This window comes from Trujillonella humicola, from assembly GCF_046233715.1.
In the GTDB taxonomy this organism is placed as follows: Bacteria; Actinomycetota; Actinomycetes; order Mycobacteriales; family Geodermatophilaceae; genus Trujillonella; species Trujillonella humicola.
Genome location: NZ_JBJNRJ010000019.1, coordinates 43,786 through 59,218, shown reverse-complemented (window position 1 = coordinate 59,218; position 15,433 = coordinate 43,786). Strand labels below are relative to the sequence as shown.

At 77.1% G+C, this 15,433-nt stretch carries 15 protein-coding genes; 8 read left to right on the top strand and 7 right to left on the bottom strand.

Annotated features, from left to right (window positions below):
• Window positions 1-1,233: acyl-CoA dehydrogenase family protein (locus ACK586_RS12085; RefSeq protein ID WP_409330729.1), on the bottom strand; the 1,233-nt coding region annotated here is incomplete at its 3' end.
• A 4-nt stretch (window positions 1,234-1,237) separates the two neighbouring features.
• Window positions 1,238-2,413 carry an acyl-CoA dehydrogenase family protein gene (locus tag ACK586_RS12080; RefSeq protein WP_409330728.1) on the bottom strand — a complete coding sequence of 392 codons (1,176 nt, stop codon included), beginning with the start codon at window positions 2,411-2,413 and terminating at the stop codon, window positions 1,238-1,240.
• A gap of 153 nt (window positions 2,414-2,566) precedes the next feature.
• On the opposite strand from ACK586_RS12080, the gene ACK586_RS12075 reads away from it, so the two are divergent.
• Window positions 2,567-3,397: a hypothetical protein gene (locus ACK586_RS12075; protein WP_409330727.1), complete on the top strand. Its 831-nt coding sequence runs from the start codon at window positions 2,567-2,569 to the stop codon at window positions 3,395-3,397.
• On the opposite strand, the gene ACK586_RS12070 is transcribed toward ACK586_RS12075, so the two are convergent.
• From ACK586_RS12070 to ACK586_RS12060, 3 genes are read right to left on the bottom strand one after another with little or no spacing between them, the layout of a single operon-like run.
• Entirely contained in the window at window positions 3,372-4,817 is a 1,446-nt protein-coding gene (locus ACK586_RS12070) for an MFS transporter (RefSeq protein WP_409330726.1), read from the bottom strand. The two genes, ACK586_RS12075 and ACK586_RS12070, sit on opposite strands and share 26 nt — an antisense overlap.
• Before the next feature lie 53 nt (window positions 4,818-4,870).
• Window positions 4,871-6,046 (bottom strand): 4-hydroxybenzoate 3-monooxygenase, encoded by a 1,176-nt coding sequence (locus tag ACK586_RS12065; protein WP_409330725.1) that lies wholly within the window; start codon window positions 6,044-6,046, stop codon window positions 4,871-4,873.
• A 50-nt stretch (window positions 6,047-6,096) separates the two neighbouring features.
• Window positions 6,097-6,867 (bottom strand): IclR family transcriptional regulator, encoded by a 771-nt coding sequence (locus tag ACK586_RS12060; protein WP_409330724.1) that lies wholly within the window; start codon window positions 6,865-6,867, stop codon window positions 6,097-6,099.
• 68 nt (window positions 6,868-6,935) lie between these two features.
• Between ACK586_RS12060 and pcaH the strand changes: the two genes are divergently transcribed.
• From pcaH to ACK586_RS12030, 6 genes are read left to right on the top strand one after another with little or no spacing between them, the layout of a single operon-like run.
• Window positions 6,936-7,694, top strand: coding sequence for a protocatechuate 3,4-dioxygenase subunit beta (gene pcaH, locus ACK586_RS12055; protein WP_409330723.1), 759 nt, complete (start codon window positions 6,936-6,938; stop codon window positions 7,692-7,694).
• On the top strand, window positions 7,691-8,350 hold the full coding sequence (pcaG, locus tag ACK586_RS12050; protein WP_409330722.1) for a protocatechuate 3,4-dioxygenase subunit alpha: 660 nt from the start codon (window positions 7,691-7,693) through the stop codon (window positions 8,348-8,350). The genes pcaH and pcaG overlap by 4 nt, the downstream gene beginning before the upstream one ends.
• Before the next feature lie 34 nt (window positions 8,351-8,384).
• The gene (pcaB, locus tag ACK586_RS12045) at window positions 8,385-9,713 is read left to right on the top strand and encodes a 3-carboxy-cis,cis-muconate cycloisomerase (protein WP_409330721.1); all 1,329 of its coding nucleotides are present in this window, start codon (window positions 8,385-8,387) and stop codon (window positions 9,711-9,713) included.
• A complete protein-coding gene (gene pcaD, locus ACK586_RS12040) occupies window positions 9,710-10,483 on the top strand; it encodes a 3-oxoadipate enol-lactonase (RefSeq protein ID WP_409330720.1) in 774 nt (257 codons plus the stop codon). The genes pcaB and pcaD overlap by 4 nt, the downstream gene beginning before the upstream one ends.
• On the top strand, window positions 10,480-10,899 hold the full coding sequence (gene pcaC, locus ACK586_RS12035) for a 4-carboxymuconolactone decarboxylase (protein WP_409330719.1): 420 nt from the start codon (window positions 10,480-10,482) through the stop codon (window positions 10,897-10,899). The genes pcaD and pcaC overlap by 4 nt, the downstream gene beginning before the upstream one ends.
• Before the next feature lie 9 nt (window positions 10,900-10,908).
• Window positions 10,909-12,387 (top strand): benzaldehyde dehydrogenase, encoded by a 1,479-nt coding sequence (locus ACK586_RS12030; RefSeq protein ID WP_409330718.1) that lies wholly within the window; start codon window positions 10,909-10,911, stop codon window positions 12,385-12,387.
• On the opposite strand, the gene ACK586_RS12025 is transcribed toward ACK586_RS12030, so the two are convergent.
• Both ACK586_RS12025 and ACK586_RS12020 read right to left on the bottom strand, forming a co-directional pair.
• Window positions 12,375-13,631 carry an MFS transporter gene (locus ACK586_RS12025; RefSeq protein ID WP_409330717.1) on the bottom strand — a complete coding sequence of 419 codons (1,257 nt, stop codon included), beginning with the start codon at window positions 13,629-13,631 and terminating at the stop codon, window positions 12,375-12,377. The genes ACK586_RS12030 and ACK586_RS12025 overlap by 13 nt on opposite strands.
• 153 nt (window positions 13,632-13,784) lie before the next feature.
• The gene (locus tag ACK586_RS12020) at window positions 13,785-14,717 is read right to left on the bottom strand and encodes a LysR family transcriptional regulator ArgP (RefSeq protein ID WP_409330716.1); all 933 of its coding nucleotides are present in this window, start codon (window positions 14,715-14,717) and stop codon (window positions 13,785-13,787) included.
• A 73-nt stretch (window positions 14,718-14,790) separates the two neighbouring features.
• Between ACK586_RS12020 and ACK586_RS12015 the strand changes: the two genes are divergently transcribed.
• A complete protein-coding gene (locus ACK586_RS12015; protein WP_409330715.1) occupies window positions 14,791-15,423 on the top strand; it encodes a LysE/ArgO family amino acid transporter in 633 nt (210 codons plus the stop codon).
• Window positions 15,424-15,433 lie beyond the last annotated feature (10 nt).

The window sequence follows — 15,433 nt, the reverse complement described above, 5'->3', positions numbered from 1 at the left end:
GCTCCACCCGCAGCCGATGGCGCGGGTGGCGAAGAGGAGGTGGCGGGGGAGGTGGCGGGGGGCCCGGGAGGGGCCGCCGGCGCCGGGGGCGTAGGGCTCGCCCAGCGGGTCGACCGTCGCGTGGTCGCCCACGGTCGCGGCCAGCCGGTCCAGCGCCCAGTCGCCGTCGCCCAGCACGTGGTCGATGGCGGTGAGCCGGCTGGTGTAGTGGCCGACCTTGTACTCCGCGGTCACGCCGATGCCGCCGTGCAGCTGGATGGCCTCCTCGCCGATGTGCCGGCCGGCGCGGCTGGTCTGCAGCCGGGCACGGTCGGCCGCGGCGACGACGTCCCCGCCGGCGTCGGCGACCATGCTCGCCCACAGCGCGGTGCTGCGGGCCAGCTCCAGGGACACGTACATGTCCGCGGCGCGGAAGGTGAGCGCCTGGAACTTGTTCAGCGTCACCCCGAACTGCTTGCGCTGCGTCAGGTACTCCGCCGTGGTGCGCAGCGCGGTCTCCATCGCGCCGACCGCCTCGTTGGCGTAGGCGATCCGCGCCAGCGCGAAGGCCTTCCCGATGTCGGCGGTGCGGTCCGCGGTGCCCTCACCCAGCAGCCGGGCCGGGGTCGAGGCGAAGGTGACGTTGGCCGCGCGGCCGCCGTCGTGGGTGCGGTAGCCGGTGCGGGTCAGCCCGGAGGCGTCCCCGCCGACCACGAACAGCGCGGTGCCGCCGTCGGTGACCGCGCTGACCACGAGGACGTCGGCGCGGGCGCCGTTCAGCACCGGCTCCTTGACCCCGGTCAGCGTCCAGGAGTCGCCGTCCCGCGTCGCGGTCACGCCCTGCGCCGCGGCGCTCCACCGGGTGCGCGGCTCGGCGTGGGCGAAGGCCAGGACGCTGCTGCCCTCGCTGAGCGGGGTCAGCAGCTCGGCGCGCTGCTCGGCGGTGCCGACGGCGGCGACCAGGCCGCCGGCCAGCACGACGGCCTCGACGAACGGCTCGGGCGCCAGCACCCGGCCGATCTGCTCGGCGACGATCGCCACCTCGATCGGGCCGGCGCCCATGCCGCCGTCGGACTCGGCGAACGGCAGCCCGAGCATGCCCATCTCGGCCAGCTGGCCCCAGGTCTTCTCGTCGAAGCCGGGATCGTTCCTGGTGACCTGGCGGCGCTGCTCGGCGTCGCCGTAGGCGCGCTCCAGCAGGCCGCGGACGGCGTCGCGCAGGTCGTTCTGCTCGCTGTCGAACTCGAAGTTCATCTCGTCAGAGCCCCAGGATCGTGCCGGCGATGATGGTGCGCTGCACCTCGTTGGAGCCTCCGTAGATGGAGACCTTGCGGTAGTTCAGGTACTCCGGCGTGGCCACGCGGGCCCAGTCGGGCACCTCGGAGCCGCCGTCGGCGAACGAGGCCAGCGAGAGCGGGCCGGCGATGTCGACCAGCAGCTCGGTGGCGGCCTGCTGCAGCTCCGACCCCCGGAGCTTGAGCACCGACGACGCCGGGTGCGGCTTGCCGTCGGCGGAGTTCGCGACCACGCGCAGCGCGGTCAGCTCGAGGGCGAGCAGCTCGTTCTCCGTCTCGGCGATGCGCCCGGCCATCCGGGGGTCGTCGAGCAGCGTGCGGCCGCCGACGGTCACCTCGCGGGCCAGCTCCTTGGCCAGCTTCAGGTAGTGCTTGGTGGTGCCGACCCGGGCGATGCCGACCCGCTCGTTGCCGAGCAGGAACTTCGCCATCGTCCAGCCCTGGTTCTCCTCGCCGACCAGGTTCTCGGCGGGGACGCGCACGTCCTCGAAGAAGACCTCGTTGACCTCGTGCCCGCCGTCGAGCAGCTCGATCGGCCGCAGCGTCACCCCGGGGGTGTCCATCGGGAACAGCAGCATCGAGATGCCGCGCTGCTTCTTCTCCGCGGTCGGGTCGGTCCGGCACAGGCAGAAGATCCAGTCGGCGTACTGACCGAGGGTGGTCCACGTCTTCTGGCCGTTGACGATCCAGTCGTCGCCGTCCCGGACGGCGGTGGTGCGCAGCGACGCGAGGTCGGAGCCGGCATCGGGCTCGGAGAAGCCCTGGCACCACCAGATGTCGAGGTTGGCGGTCTCCGGAAGGAAGCGCTCCTTCTGCTCCTGGCTGCCGAACTGCGCCAGCACCGGGCCGATCATGCTCGTGTTGAACGCCAGCGGCTCGGGGACGCAGGCCAGCTGCATCTCCTCGCGCCAGATGTGGCGCTGCAGCGGCGTCCAGTCCTTGCCGCCCCACTCGACCGGCCAGTGCGGCACGGCCAGGCCGGCGGCGTTCAGCGCCCGCTGCGCGCGGACGTAGTCGTCCTTGCCCAGGTGGCGGCGGGCGGCGACGGTGTCCCGGATCTCCTGGGGCACCTGCGTGGTGAAGAAGGTGCGCATCTCCTCCCGGAACGCCTCGAGCTCCGGGGACAGCTGCAACCGCATCGGACCTCTCTCCTGACGCCGGCCGACGGAGCCGACGCCCTCTCGTGCGTGGTGACGACGACGATCCCACATCTGTTACTCGTCGGTAGCACGGACCGGCCCGGCCGCTCCGAGGAGGAGGGCCGCGGCCGGGGGCGGGGCACGCTGGAGGACGTGTTCGACGTCGACTGGATGGGACTGCTGTGCCGGAGCGTCCTGCGCGAGCGGACCGGTGCGCTCATCGCCGAGGCGTGCGCCTGGTCGGTGGGCCTGTCCGACCGCCCCGCGTACCTGCGCCGCCGCGGGCGGCTGGTGGAGGCCGGCGGCACGATGGGGGACCTGGCCGCGACCGGTCAGAAGCTCAGCGGTGAGGAGGACGGCCGCCTCGACCTCGGCGACGCCCGCCCGGGCAGCTTCGCCGACGCGCTGAACGCCGTCGGCCCCGACGGCGTCCTCCTCGCCGACCGGTTCGACCGGGAGGTCATCGAGCCCTTCGCGCTGCACACCTGCGTGCTGGCCGCCGAGCGCGCCCGCGCCACCCGTCCCGCCGAGTGGCGCGACCTGCTGGAGGACCTGGGGGAGGACGGGAGCGACCTGCCCGCCGTGGTCGCCGCGGGGGAGTGGGAGGTGCCGGTGCGCACCGACGCCGAGCACCTGGTCCTGGCCGCCCTCGGCGGGGTCCCGCTGCTGCAGGTGGAGGCCGAGGGGCTGCCGCTGTCGCTGGTCCGCCGCGCCGAGGCGCTCACCCGCGAGGCGGCCGCCCCGCCGGCCCCGGCCGCGCCGGCCGAGGACCCGGCGGCCTCCGGGGCGGTCTTCCTGGCCCGGGCCGCGCTCGCCGGCGGCGGGCCCGCCGCTCCGGTGGTGCCCGCCGAGGCCGGCCGGCTGCTCGCCCTGCTGCTCGCCGAGGGCATCGAGCCCGACGAGGTCGCCGGCGTGCTGCCGCACCTCCCGCTGGCGCCGGGCACCGCCGACGCCGTCCTCACCCTGCTCGACGCCGGCCGCTGAGCGCGGGCGAGGCCGGCGGGCGGCCGCCCGGGACGCCGCGCCGCGGCGGCAGCGCCCAGGTGACCAGCGCGGTCAGCACCCCCACCCCCAGCCCGGCCAGGCCCAGTGCGGTGAAGGCCCACGGGGCGGGCGCGCCGCCCGGCGTGGCCGCCGCGTCGAGCACGGCGGCGGTTCCCGCGCTCCCGGTGGCGAAGCCGACGTAGCGCAGCACCTGGTTGAGGCTCATGGCGCTGCCCGTCTCCTGCGGCGGGACGGCGGAGACGACCAGCGCCGGCAGCAGGGCGAACACCGCTCCGGTGCCGAGCCCGGCGACCGCCATCACCGCGCCCAGCGTCCACAGGCTCGACGGCGTGAGCGCGTAGAGCCCCAGCCCGGCGGCGAGCAGCAGGGCGCCGACGGGCACGGCGACGTGCGGCCCGGACCGGTCGCTGAGCGCCCGCGCGGCGCGGCTGGCCGCCACGCTGGCCAGCGAGAAGGGCACCAGGACCAGTCCCGCGGTGACGACCGAGGCGCCGAAGCCGTAGCCGGAGGCGGTGGGCGTCTGCGCGAACACGGTGGCCGACGACAGCAGCAGGTAGTTGGTCAGCCCGACGAGCAGGGAGGCCAGGTGGGCGGTCGCCGCCGACCGGCCGCGCGCGAGCCGCAGGTCGACCAGCGGCGTGGGGGTGCGCAGCGCCCAGCCGGCCCAGCCGGCCGCGCCCAGCAGCGCGGTGGCGGCGAGCCCGAGCACCGCGGGCGACGTCCAGCCCCAGGCGCCGCCCTCGCTGAGCACGAGGAGCCCGGCCGCCAGCGTCGTCCCGAGCAGCAGCGCGCCCGGCAGGTCGATCCGGCGTCCGCCGGGGGCCCGGGACGGGGGCAGCACCAGCGCGCCGGCCACCAGGGCCAGCGCCGCCACGGCGGCGCCGAACCAGAAGGCCGCGTGCAGCCCGCCCAGCTCGGCGGCCAGGCCGGCCACCGGGTAGCCCAGCCCCACCCCGGCCACGACGGTGATGGACAGCGCCGCGATCGCGGCCCGCTGGCGGGCGCCGGTCAGCGCCTCCCTGGCGGTGGCCATGGCCAGCGGGGCCAGGCCCAGGCCCATGCCCTGCAGGGCGCGGCCGGCCACCAGCCAGCCGAAGCCGAGCGGGAGCGCGGCCAGCGCGCTGCCGGCGACCACGACGGCGAGCGCGGTGAGCACCACCCGCCGCCGGTGCGGCCCGTCGCCGAGCCGGCCGAGCACCGGCGTGGCCACCGCACCCACCAGGAAGGTGACGGTGAGCGCCCACTGGGCGGTGTGCACCGGGACGTCGTGCGTGGCGGCGATCTCCGGGACCAGCGGAGCGCCGAGGCTGCTGATCACCGCGACGACGGCGACCGTGGCCACCAGCACCGGGACCAGGCCCCGGGGAGCGCTCTCCGGCACGTCCCCGGCGCTGGTCACCGCAGCAGTGTCCCCGCCGGTCCCCCGCCGGCGGGTGCGCGGGGGTGTCCGGCTCACCGCTCGATCGGCAGGCCGGTGTAGTTCTCCGCGAGCTCGCGCGCGGCCGCCTCCGAGGAGCACACCCGCCGCAGCTGCGACAGCTGCAGCTGGGCGTCGAAGTCGTCCCCGGAGGTGTGCAGCATCGACGTCATCCACCAGGAGAAGTGCGTGCACCGCCAGACGCGGCGCAGCGCGGTGTCGGAGTAGGCGTCGACCAGGTCGGTCCGCTTCTCCTGCAGCAGACGGACCAGCGCGGCGGCCAGCAGCGTCACGTCGGCGACGGCGAGGTTGAGGCCCTTGGCGCCGGTGGGCGGCACGATGTGCGCGGCGTCGCCGGCGAGGAACAGCCGGCCGCGGCGCATCGGCGCGCTCACGAAGGACCGCATCGGCAGGATCGACTTCTCGGTGATCGCCCCGGTGCTGATCCCCCAGCCGTCGAGGGCGAACCGGGTGGCCAGCCCCTCCCAGATCCGGTCGTCGGACCAGTCCTCGATCCGCTCCGCCGGGTCGACCTGCAGGTACAGGCGGGAGACCTGCGGCGAGCGCATCGAGTACAGCGCGAAGCCGTCGGGGTGCCAGGCGTAGATGAGCTCCTCGGTGGCCGGTGCGGCGTCGGCCAGGATGCCCAGCCAGGCGTAGGGGTAGGTGCGCTCCCAGACCCGCGCACCCCCCGGCCCCGCCGCGACGACCGCGCGGGACGGGCCGTGGAAGCCGTCCGTCCCGGCGATCACGTCGCACTCCAGCACGCGGGGGGTGCCGTCGGCGTCGGTGAAGCGGATCCGCGGGGACTCGCCGTCGACGTCCTCGGGGACGACGTCGGAGACCCCGAACAGCAGCGGCGGGCCGCCGGCGAGCTGGGTGGCGATGAGGTCCTTGGTCACCTCGGTCTGCCCGTAGACCCACACGGTGCGCCCGCACAGCTCGGGGAAGTCGAGGGTGTGCCGGGTGCCGGGGTACTGCAGGTGGATGCCCGCGTGCTCCAGGCCCTCTCGGTGCAGCCGGTCGCCGACGCCCGCGGCGGTCAGCGTGTCGACGGTGTGCTGCTCGAGGATCCCGGCGCGGATGCGGGCCTCGACGTACTCCCGCGAGCGGTTCTCCAGCACCACCGAGTCGATGCCCTGCAGGTGCAGCAGCCGCGACAGCAGCAGTCCGGCCGGCCCCGCCCCGATGATCCCCACCTGAGTGCGCACGTCGCCGAGTGTGACCGCGGGCCTGCCGGCCGGGAACCCGGCGCTCCCGCTCAGCGGAAGTCGCGCACCCGTGCCAGCTGGCGGCCGATGCCGCGCGCGGCGACCTCGAGCACCGGTGCGAGGCGGGTGACGTCCCGCCGCGACGAGGGGACGACGACGCCGAGCGCCGCGGCCACGACCGCCGTCCCCTCCACCCGCACGGGGACGGCGACCGAGTGGGTGCCCAGCGACATCTCCTCCGCGGTGCGGGCGTACCCCCGGCGGCGGACGTCGGCCAGCTCGCGGCGCAGCCGGCGCGGGTCGACGACGGTGTGCCGGGTCGGCCGGCTCGGGGAGCGCAGCACCTGCTCGACGACGTCGTCCGGTGCGGCGGCGAGCAGCACCTTGCCGACGCCGGTCGCGTGCAGCGGCAGCCGGCTGCCGACCTGGCTGACGACCGGCACCGACTCCCGGCCGGAGATCCGCTCGACGTAGAGCGCCGCCGGTCCCTCGCGGACGGCGAGGTGCACGGTGTCGCGGGTGGCGGTGTGCACGTCGAGGAGGAAGGGGGCGGCGACCGACCGCAGCTCGGCCTGCACCGGGGCCAGCAGGCCGAGGTCCCACAGCCGCCGGCCGATCTCGTAGCGGCCGTCGGGACGCCGGGCCAGGCCGCCCCACGCGACGAGCTCGGCGACCAGCCGGTGCGCGGTCGACAGCGGGGTGCCCGACCGGGTCGCGATCTCGGTGAGGGTCAGCCGCGGGGAGTCCGGCCCGAAGGCGTCCAGAACCGCCAGCGCCCGGGAGGTGACCGACCGCCCCGGGGCCGCCGCGCCTCCGGCCACGGGAGCTCCTTCCGTCCAGTGGGAGACCGAGCTTAGCGCCGGCCGGCGCCGCCACCTACGGTCGGAGCATGACGCGGAGCACGTCCGACAGCGCGCTGGTCCTGCCGCGCTACCTGCGCGAGGACCCCGACCGGCGCGTGCCGCTGGCCTACCCGGGCTACCGCAGCACCGCCCTGCGCGCCCCGCTCCGCGCGCCGGTCGACCTGCCGCACCGGCTCACCGAGGTCACCGGCCCGGTGCTCGGCGAGGACCGGGTGCTGCCGCACGACGCCGACCTCACCTGGCGCAACGGGGGCGAGGCGCTCGGGCAGCGGATCCTGGTGCACGGCCGGGTGCTCGACAGCGACGGCCGGCCGGTGCCCGGCGCGCTGGTCGAGGTGTGGCAGGCCAACGCCGCGGGCCGCTACCGGCACGTCGTCGACACCTGGCCGGCGCCCCTGGACCCGCACTTCGACGGCCTCGGCCGGGTGGTCACCGACGACCTGGGCCGCTACGAGTTCCTCACCGTCAAGCCCGGCGCCTACCCGTGGGGGAACCACCACAACGCCTGGCGCCCGGCGCACATCCACTTCTCGCTGTTCGGCCGGGCGTTCACCCAGCGCCTGGTCACCCAGATGTACTTCCCCGACGACCCGCTGTTCGGGCAGGACCCCATCTTCACCGCCATCCCGCCGGGGGCCCGCCACCGCGCGATCAGCCGGTTCTCCCTGGAGCGGAGCCAGGACAACTGGGCGCTGGCCTTCGAGTGGGACATCGTGCTGCGCGGGACCGAGCAGACCCCCTTCGAGGCCCTGTCCGACGGCGACGAGGACGGGGACGTGGCGTGAGCGACCGGTTCGTGGACCCCCTCGACGTGCCGGCCGACCCGCCGGGCCCGTTCCAGCCGCGGTCGGGGCAGCGCGGGTCGGGCTTCCTCACCGGGCCGCTGCGGCTGGGCACCACCCCCAGCGCCACCGTCGGTCCCTACCTGGCCATCGGCCTGACCTGGCCCGACGGGCCGTGGGCCGCGGCCGAGGGCACCGCGGGCGGGTTCTGGATCCGCGGCCGGGTGCTCGACGGCGCCGGCGACGTCGTGCCCGACGCGCTGGTCGAGACCTGGCAGGCCGACCCCGACGGCCGCTTCGCCTCGCCGGAGGACCCGCGCGGCGCCGCCGCGTACCCCGGCTTCCGCGGCCACGCCCGCGCCCAGACGCTCACCGGGGAGTTCGCGGTGTTCACGCTCAAGCCCGGCCCGGTGCCCGACGGCGAGGGCGGCATGCAGGCGCCGCACGTCGACGTGTCCGTCTTCGCCCGGGGCCTGCTCGACCGGGTGGTCACCCGGATCTACTTCGCCGACGAGGCGGCGGCCAACGCGGACGACGCCGTGCTGCGGGGCCTGCCCGCCGACCGCCGGTCCACGCTGCTGGCCACCCCCACCGACGACGGGTACCGCTTCGACGTGCGGCTGCAGGGCGAGGCCGAGACCGTGTTCTTCGCGGTCTGAGCGGGGTGCGGGTGCGGCTGGTAGGCAGGGCGGCGTGACAGGGCTCCTCGACGGCACCTTCGCCCGCGGCGGCGCCGCGGGCGCGGTCTCCGGCGACGCGTGGTTCCGGGCGCTGCTGGCGGTGGAGGCGGCGCTGGCCCGCGCCGCCGCCCGCGCCGGGCTGGTGCCGACGACCGCGGCCGACGCCGTGACCGCCGCCTGCGCCGAGCCGGGGCGGCTGGACCTCGCTACCGTCGTCGCCCGCGCCGCCGACGCGGGCAACCCCGTGCCGCCGCTGGTGCGCGCGCTGGCCGACGCGGTGGGGGAGCGGGACGCCGTCGCGGTGCACGTGGGCGCCACCAGCCAGGACGTCGTCGACACCGCGCTGCTGCTCATGGCCCGGGACGCGATCTCGGCGCTGGACGGCGACCTGGCCGCCGCCGCCTCGTCCGCGGCCGGGCTGGCCCGCACCCACCGCGACGACGTGCTGGCCGGCCGCACGCTTCTCCAGCAGGGCCTGCCGACGACGTTCGGGCTCAAGGCCGCCGGCTGGCTGGCCGCCCTGGACGGCGCGCGGCTGCGGCTGGCCGAGGTGGTCGCCTCGCTGCCGGTCCAGTACGGCGGGGCCGTGGGCACGCTGGCCGCCGGCCGCGGCGCCGGGCTGCAGGTCCGCGCGGCGCTGGCCGAGGAGCTGGGGCTGGTCGCCACCGCCGTGCCGTGGCACACCGTGCGGCTGCCGATCGCCGACCTGGCCGGCGCCCTGGGGGCGGCGGCCGGCGCGGTGGCCACGGTCGCCGTCGACGTCGTCCTGCTGGCCCAGTCCGAGGTCGCCGAGGTGGCCGAGGTGGCGCCCGGCCGCGGCGGCTCGTCGGCGATGCCGCACAAGCACAACCCGGTCGCCGCGATCTCCGCCCGGGCCTGCGCGCGCCGGGCGCCGGGGCTGGTGGCGACGCTGCTCGCGGCGATGGAGCAGGAGCACGAGCGGGCCGCCGGCGCCTGGCACGCGGAGTGGCCCACGCTGGCCGACCTGCTGGTCACCGCCGGGTCGGCCGCGTCGTGGCTGGCCGAGTCGCTGGCGTCGCTGCGCGTGGACACCGGCCGGATGGCCGCGACGGTGGCCGCCGCCGGGGAGGGGCCGCTGGCCGCCGCGCTCGCCGAGGCGCTGACGCCGTCGCTGGGCCGGTCGGCGGCGCACGACGCGGCCGCGGCGGCGACCCGCGAGGCGCGGGCGACCGGGCGGCCGCTGGCGGAGGTCGTCGCCGGCCGGACCGACGTCGACCCCGCGGCCGTGCTCGCCGCCGCGGTGCCGGACGTCGGGGAGGCCGGGGCCCAGGTGGACGCCGCGCTCGCCGAGCACGCGCGGCTGGCGGAGGGAGAGGCATGAGCGCGGTCGAGGTCGCCCACACCGAGGACGGGCCGGCCGGCGCGCCGGTCGTCGTCCTCTCCAACTCGCTGGGAGCCACGCGGGCCATGTGGGACCCGCAGGTGCCGGCGCTGGCCGAGCGCTACCGCGTGGTCACCTACGACACCCGGGGGCACGGGGAGTCGCCGGCGCCGGCCGGGCCCTACACCCTCGACGACCTGGTGGACGACCTCGTCGCGCTGCTGGACCGCGTCGGCGCCGCGCGGGCGCACGTCGTCGGGCTGTCGCTGGGCGGCATGACGGCGCTGCGGCTGGCCGCGCGCGAGCCGGCGCGGGTGTCGCGGCTGGCGGTCCTGTGCAGCTCGGCGAAGGCCGATCCGCAGGGCTTCCTCGACCGGGCGGCGGCCGCGCGCTCCGGCGGGACGGCGCCGCTGGCGGCCACGGTCGTGAGCCGCTGGCTCACCCCGCCGTACGCGGCGGACCACCCCGACCTGGTCGCCCGGCTCGAGGCGATGATCGCCGCGGCCGACGACGAGGGGTACGCCGCCTGCTGCGAGGTCGTCGCCGGGATGGACCTGCGCGCGGACCTGGCCCGCATCACCGCGCCGACCCTCGTCGTCTCCGGCGCCGAGGACCCGGCGCTGCCGCCGGCGCACCAGGAGGCCATCGCCGCCGGGATCGCCGGCGCCGAGCTCCTCTCGGTGAGTCCCGCGGCGCACCTGGCCAACCTCGAGCGCACGCCCGAGGTCACCGGAGCCCTGCTCGCCCACCTCGACGGGGCCGGCCGGTGAGCGGCGCTGCGGAGGACCTGCCCACCACCGACGAGGAGCGTCGCGCCGCGGGCATGCGCACCCGGCGCGAGGTGCTCGGGGACGCGCACGTCGACCGCGCGATGGCCGCGACGACGTCCCTCACCGCGGGCTTCCAGGACTTCATCACCCGGGTGGCCTGGGGCGACGTCTGGCAGCGCCCGGGCCTGACCCGTCGCGAGCGCAGCATCGCCACCCTGTCGATCACCGTCGCGCTGCGGCACTGGGACGAGTTCGCGCTGCACGTGCGCGCCGCGGTGACCAACGGCCTGACCGAGGCCGACATCGCCGAGGTCCTCCAGCACGCGGCGGTCTACGCCGGCGTGCCGGCGGCCAACCACGCCTTCAAGGTCGCGGAGAGCGTATTGGCCGAGCTCCGCGGCACCCCCGACGACTGAGAGGACCCCATGGCACAGCACGAGGACGGCGCCCTGCTCGGCAGCGGCGCATGGCACGGCAAGGTCTGGACCGGCGCCTGGACCGACGGCTCCGGCGGCACGTACGACGCGGTCGAGCCCGCCACCGGTCAGGTCATCGCGCCGGTCGGCAAGGCCACGCCGGCCGACGTCGAGGCCGCCGCCGCCCGGGCCGCGGCCGCGCAGCGGGACTGGGCCGCGGCGCCCTTCGAGGAGCGCGCCCGGGTGCTGCGCCGGGCCGGCCAGGTGCTCGAGGAGCACGCCGAGGAGATCAGGGGCTGGCTGGCCCGCGAGTCCGGCGCGATCCAGCCCTTCGGCGACTTCCAGGTGCACACCAGCGCGCAGGAGTGCTACGAGGCCTCCGCGCTGCCCTCGCACCCCTACGGCGAGCTGCTGCGCACCGGCTCGCCGCGGCTGTCGTTCGCCCGGCGGGTGCCGGCCGGTGTGGTGGGGGTGATCGCGCCGTTCAACGTGCCGACGATCCTCGCCATCCGCGCGATCGCGCCGGCGCTGGCGCTGGGCAACGCCGTCGTCCTCAAGCCCGACCCGCGCACCGCCATCTCGGGTGGCGCGATGTTCGCCCGCGTCTTCGAGGAGGCCGGGTTGCCCGCGGGCGTGCTGCAGGTGCTGCCGGGCGGGGCGGACGTCGGCGAGGCGCTGGTGACGGCGCCCGCCGTCCGCGTCATCGCCTTCACCGGCTCGACGCGGGCCGGGCGCGCGGTCGGCGCGCTGGCCGGGCAGCACCTCAAGCGGGCGCACCTGGAGCTCGGCGGCAACTCGGCGCTCGTCGTCCTCCCCGACGTCGACGTGACGGCGGCGGCGTCGGTGGGCGCCTGGGGGACGTTCTCCCACCAGGGCCAGATCTGCATGGCGACCTCGCGCCACCTGGTGCACGAGTCGATCGCCGAGGAGTACACCCAGGTGCTCACCGAGAAGGTGGCGAAGCTGCCGGTCGGCGACCCCTTCCGGGAGCAGGTGGCGATGGGGCCGCTCATCGACGCCGGGCAGCGCGACCGGGTGCACGGGCTGGTCACCGCGTCGGTCTCCGCCGGGGCCTCGGTGCGCACCGGCGGGGAGTTCGACGGGCTCTTCTACCGGCCGACCGTCCTCGGGGACGTGACGATCGACCACCCGGCCTACCAGGAGGAGATCTTCGGCCCGGTCGCCCCGGTGACCCCGTTCTCCTCGCTGGAGGAGGTGATCGGGCTGGCGTCGGGCACCGAGTACGGCCTCTCGCTGGGCATCCTCACCCGCGACGTCTACGCCGGGCTGCAGCTGGCCGAGCGGATCCCGTCGGGGCTGGTGCACATCAACGACCAGACGGTCAACGACGAGGCGGTGGCGCCCTTCGGCGGCGTGGGGGCGTCGGGCACCGGCTCTCGGCACGGCGGGCCGCAGGCCAACATCGAGGCCTTCACCGAGACGCAGTGGGTCACGGTGCGCGGGGACCTGCCGGCCTACCCCTTCTGACCCCTCGCCGCGGCCGGCCGCTCGCGCACCAGCCGCGGGCGGGCGGCCGCGACGCCGACGGCGACCTGCAGCGCCAGGAGCACGAGCAGCAGCACCAGGCCGGTGCGCCACCCGCCGGTGACGTCGTGCAGCAGGCCCACGGCCAGCGGGCCGGTGGCGGCCAGCAGGTACCCGACGGTCTGCGCCGCCGCCGAGAGCCGGCCGGTCTGCTCGACGTCCCGGGTGCGCCGCAGCACCAGCGTCATCGCGACCGGCAGGCACCCCCCGGTGCCGATCCCGTAGAGCAGCGCCCACAGCGCGGGCGCCGCCGACGGCGCCAGCAGCAGCCCGCCCAGCGCCACCGCGGTCGGGACGGCGAAGCCGACGACCCAGGGCACCTGCCCGGGACGGCGCACCGCGAGGGGCGGGACGACGAGGGCCGCCGGGCCGGTCAGCGCCGCCCCGACGGCGACCAGCCCGCCCGCGGCGACGGGGGAGACCCCGGCGTCGTCGGCGAGGACGGCGGGCAGCCAGGTCAGCATCGCGTAGAAGCCCAGCGACTGGAGCCCGAAGTACCCGGTGACGGCGAGCGCGACGGGGTCGCGCAGGATCCCCCCGCCCCGGCGTGCCGGAGGCGGCGCGCCCGCCGGTTCCCGCCGCCGGGCGACCAGCCCGATGGCGACCACCGCGACCCCCGCGGGCACCGCCCACAGGGCCAGCGCGGTGACGGCGCTCCCGGTCGCGGCCGTGAGCGGCTGCGCCAGCCCGGCCCCCAGGGCGGCGGAGAAGCCGATGCCGGCCGTGGTCAGCCCCACGACGGTGGCGCTGTGCCGGGCGGAGTCGGCGCGGGCGGCGGCCGGCAGCAGCACGTTGCAGATCGCGATGCCCCCGCACAGGACGACGGTGCCGGCGAACAGGCCCGGGGCGCCGGCCAGCCGTAGCAGCACGCCGGCGACGACCGCGGCGGCACCGGTGAGGACGGCGCGGTGCACCCCCGAGCGCGCGGCGAGCACCGGCGCGAGCGGGGAGACCAGCCCGAGGCAGACCAGCGGCAGCGCGGTCAGCACCGCCAGCGCGGCCCCGCCCAGCCCGACCTCGGTGCCGAGCTGCCCGGTCACCGGGCCGACCGCGGCGAACGGGCCGCGCAGGCACAGGGCCACGAGCACCAGCGCCACCGCCGGGCCGGCCAGCACCAGGACGCCCGCGCGGCCGCCGGTGGCGAGCCCGCCCGCCGCGTCCGGGGGCTGCGGGTCCGCGGCAGCCACGCACGTCCTCCCAGGGCCTGTCCGGGCGCGGGTACCCGGTGGCGACATCCTGCGCCCGCCGCGCCCGGCGGCGCGCGCCGGGTCGTCGACCCGGCCGGCCCGCCGCGGCCTTCCGCGGCCGCGACCTCGCGGTGGGCTGAGGCGCCGCGCCGGTCAGCGGGCGGCCGAGGGCCCGTCCAGCTCCCGCGCCGCCGCCTCGAGGACGGCGGCGGCGACCCGGTCGAGGGTGGGTGAGCGCAGCTTCCACTGCTGCCAGTGGAGGACGACGTCGACGGCGGCGGCCGGGTCGAGCCGGACCAGCGCCGTGCCGGCCGCCTGCGCCTGCGGGGCCGGCACCATGCCCCAGCCCAGGCCCAGCGCGACGGCGGTCACCCAGTCGGCGGAGGCGGGCACGTAGTGCACCGGCGGGTCGGCGTCGGGCCCGGCCGCCGCGTGCAGGTAGCGGTGCTGCAGGTCGTCCTTGCGGTCGAAGACGACCACCGGCGCCCGCGCGAGCGCCCGGGCCGTGGGCCCGTCGGGGAACCAGCGGCGGGCGAACTCCGGTGTGGCCATGGGCCGGTAGCGCATGCCGCCCAGCCGGGTGGACGTGCAGCCGGGGACCGGCCGGGCCTGCGCGGTCACGGCCGCCATCACCGTGCCCGAGCGCAGCAGGGCCGTGGTGTGCTCCTGGTCGTCGCGGTGCAGGTCGAAGGCGACCTCACCCGCGAGCGGTGCCAGCGCGGGCAGCAGCCAGGTCGCCATCGAGTCGGCGTTGACCGCGATCGGCAGCCTCGGCGGGGGAGCCGGGCCGGTCCCGCCGCCGGCCTCGTCCGCGGGGCCGCCCGCCGCTGCGCTGCCGAGCTCGCGGGCGACGTCGGCGCCGAGCAGATCGACCTGCCGGGCCAGCCGCAGCACCGCCTGCCCGGACTCGGTGACCTGCACCGGCTTGGAGCGGACGAGCAGGATCCGTCCGGTCGCCGTCTCCAGCGCCCGCAGCCGCTGGCTGACCGCCGACGGCGTCACGTGCAGCTCCCGGGCCGCCGCCTCCAGCGTGCCGCCGCGGACGGTGGCGTCGAGCGCGCGGAGCTGGCCGAGGTCGAGGTCCACGGACAGCAACGCTAACGGTGGCTGAGAATCATGAGCTGGACCGGTTCCCGGGGCACTCCTAGCGTCCGTTCCCGTGCTCACTACGCCGGCGCTGGTCGCCGCCGCCTCCGGTCTCGCCCTGGGCCTGGGCCTCATCGTCGCGATCGGCGCCCAGAACGCCTTCGTGCTGCGGCAGGGCCTGCGCCTGGAGCACGTCGCCGTCGTCGTGGCGGTGTGCGCGCTGTCCGACGTCGCGCTGATCCTCGCCGGCGTCCTCGGGGCCGGCGCCGTCGTGTCGGGCTCGCCGTGGCTGCTCCCGGTCATCTGCTTCGCCGGGGCGGGCTTCCTGCTGGCCTACGGCGCGCTCGCCGCGCGGCGCGCCGTGCGCCCCGCGGTCCTGCTCCCCGGGTCCACGGGGGTACGGACCGGCCTGGCCGCCACCGTCGCCACGTGCCTCGCCCTGACCTGGCTCAACCCGCACGTCTACCTCGACACCGTCGTGCTGCTCGGCTCGACCGCCTCGACCTACGGCGAGCACCGCTGGGAGTTCGCCGCCGGGGCCGCCCTCGGCAGCGTCCTGTGGTTCACCGGCCTGGGGTTCGGCGCCCGGCTGCTGCGCCCGGTGTTCGCCCGGCCGGCGGCGTGGCGCGTGCTCGACTGCGGCATCGCGGTCGTGATGGTGCTGCTGGCGGTCTCCCTCGCCGTCCGCGGCGCGGGCGGGGCCTGACGCGCCGGCC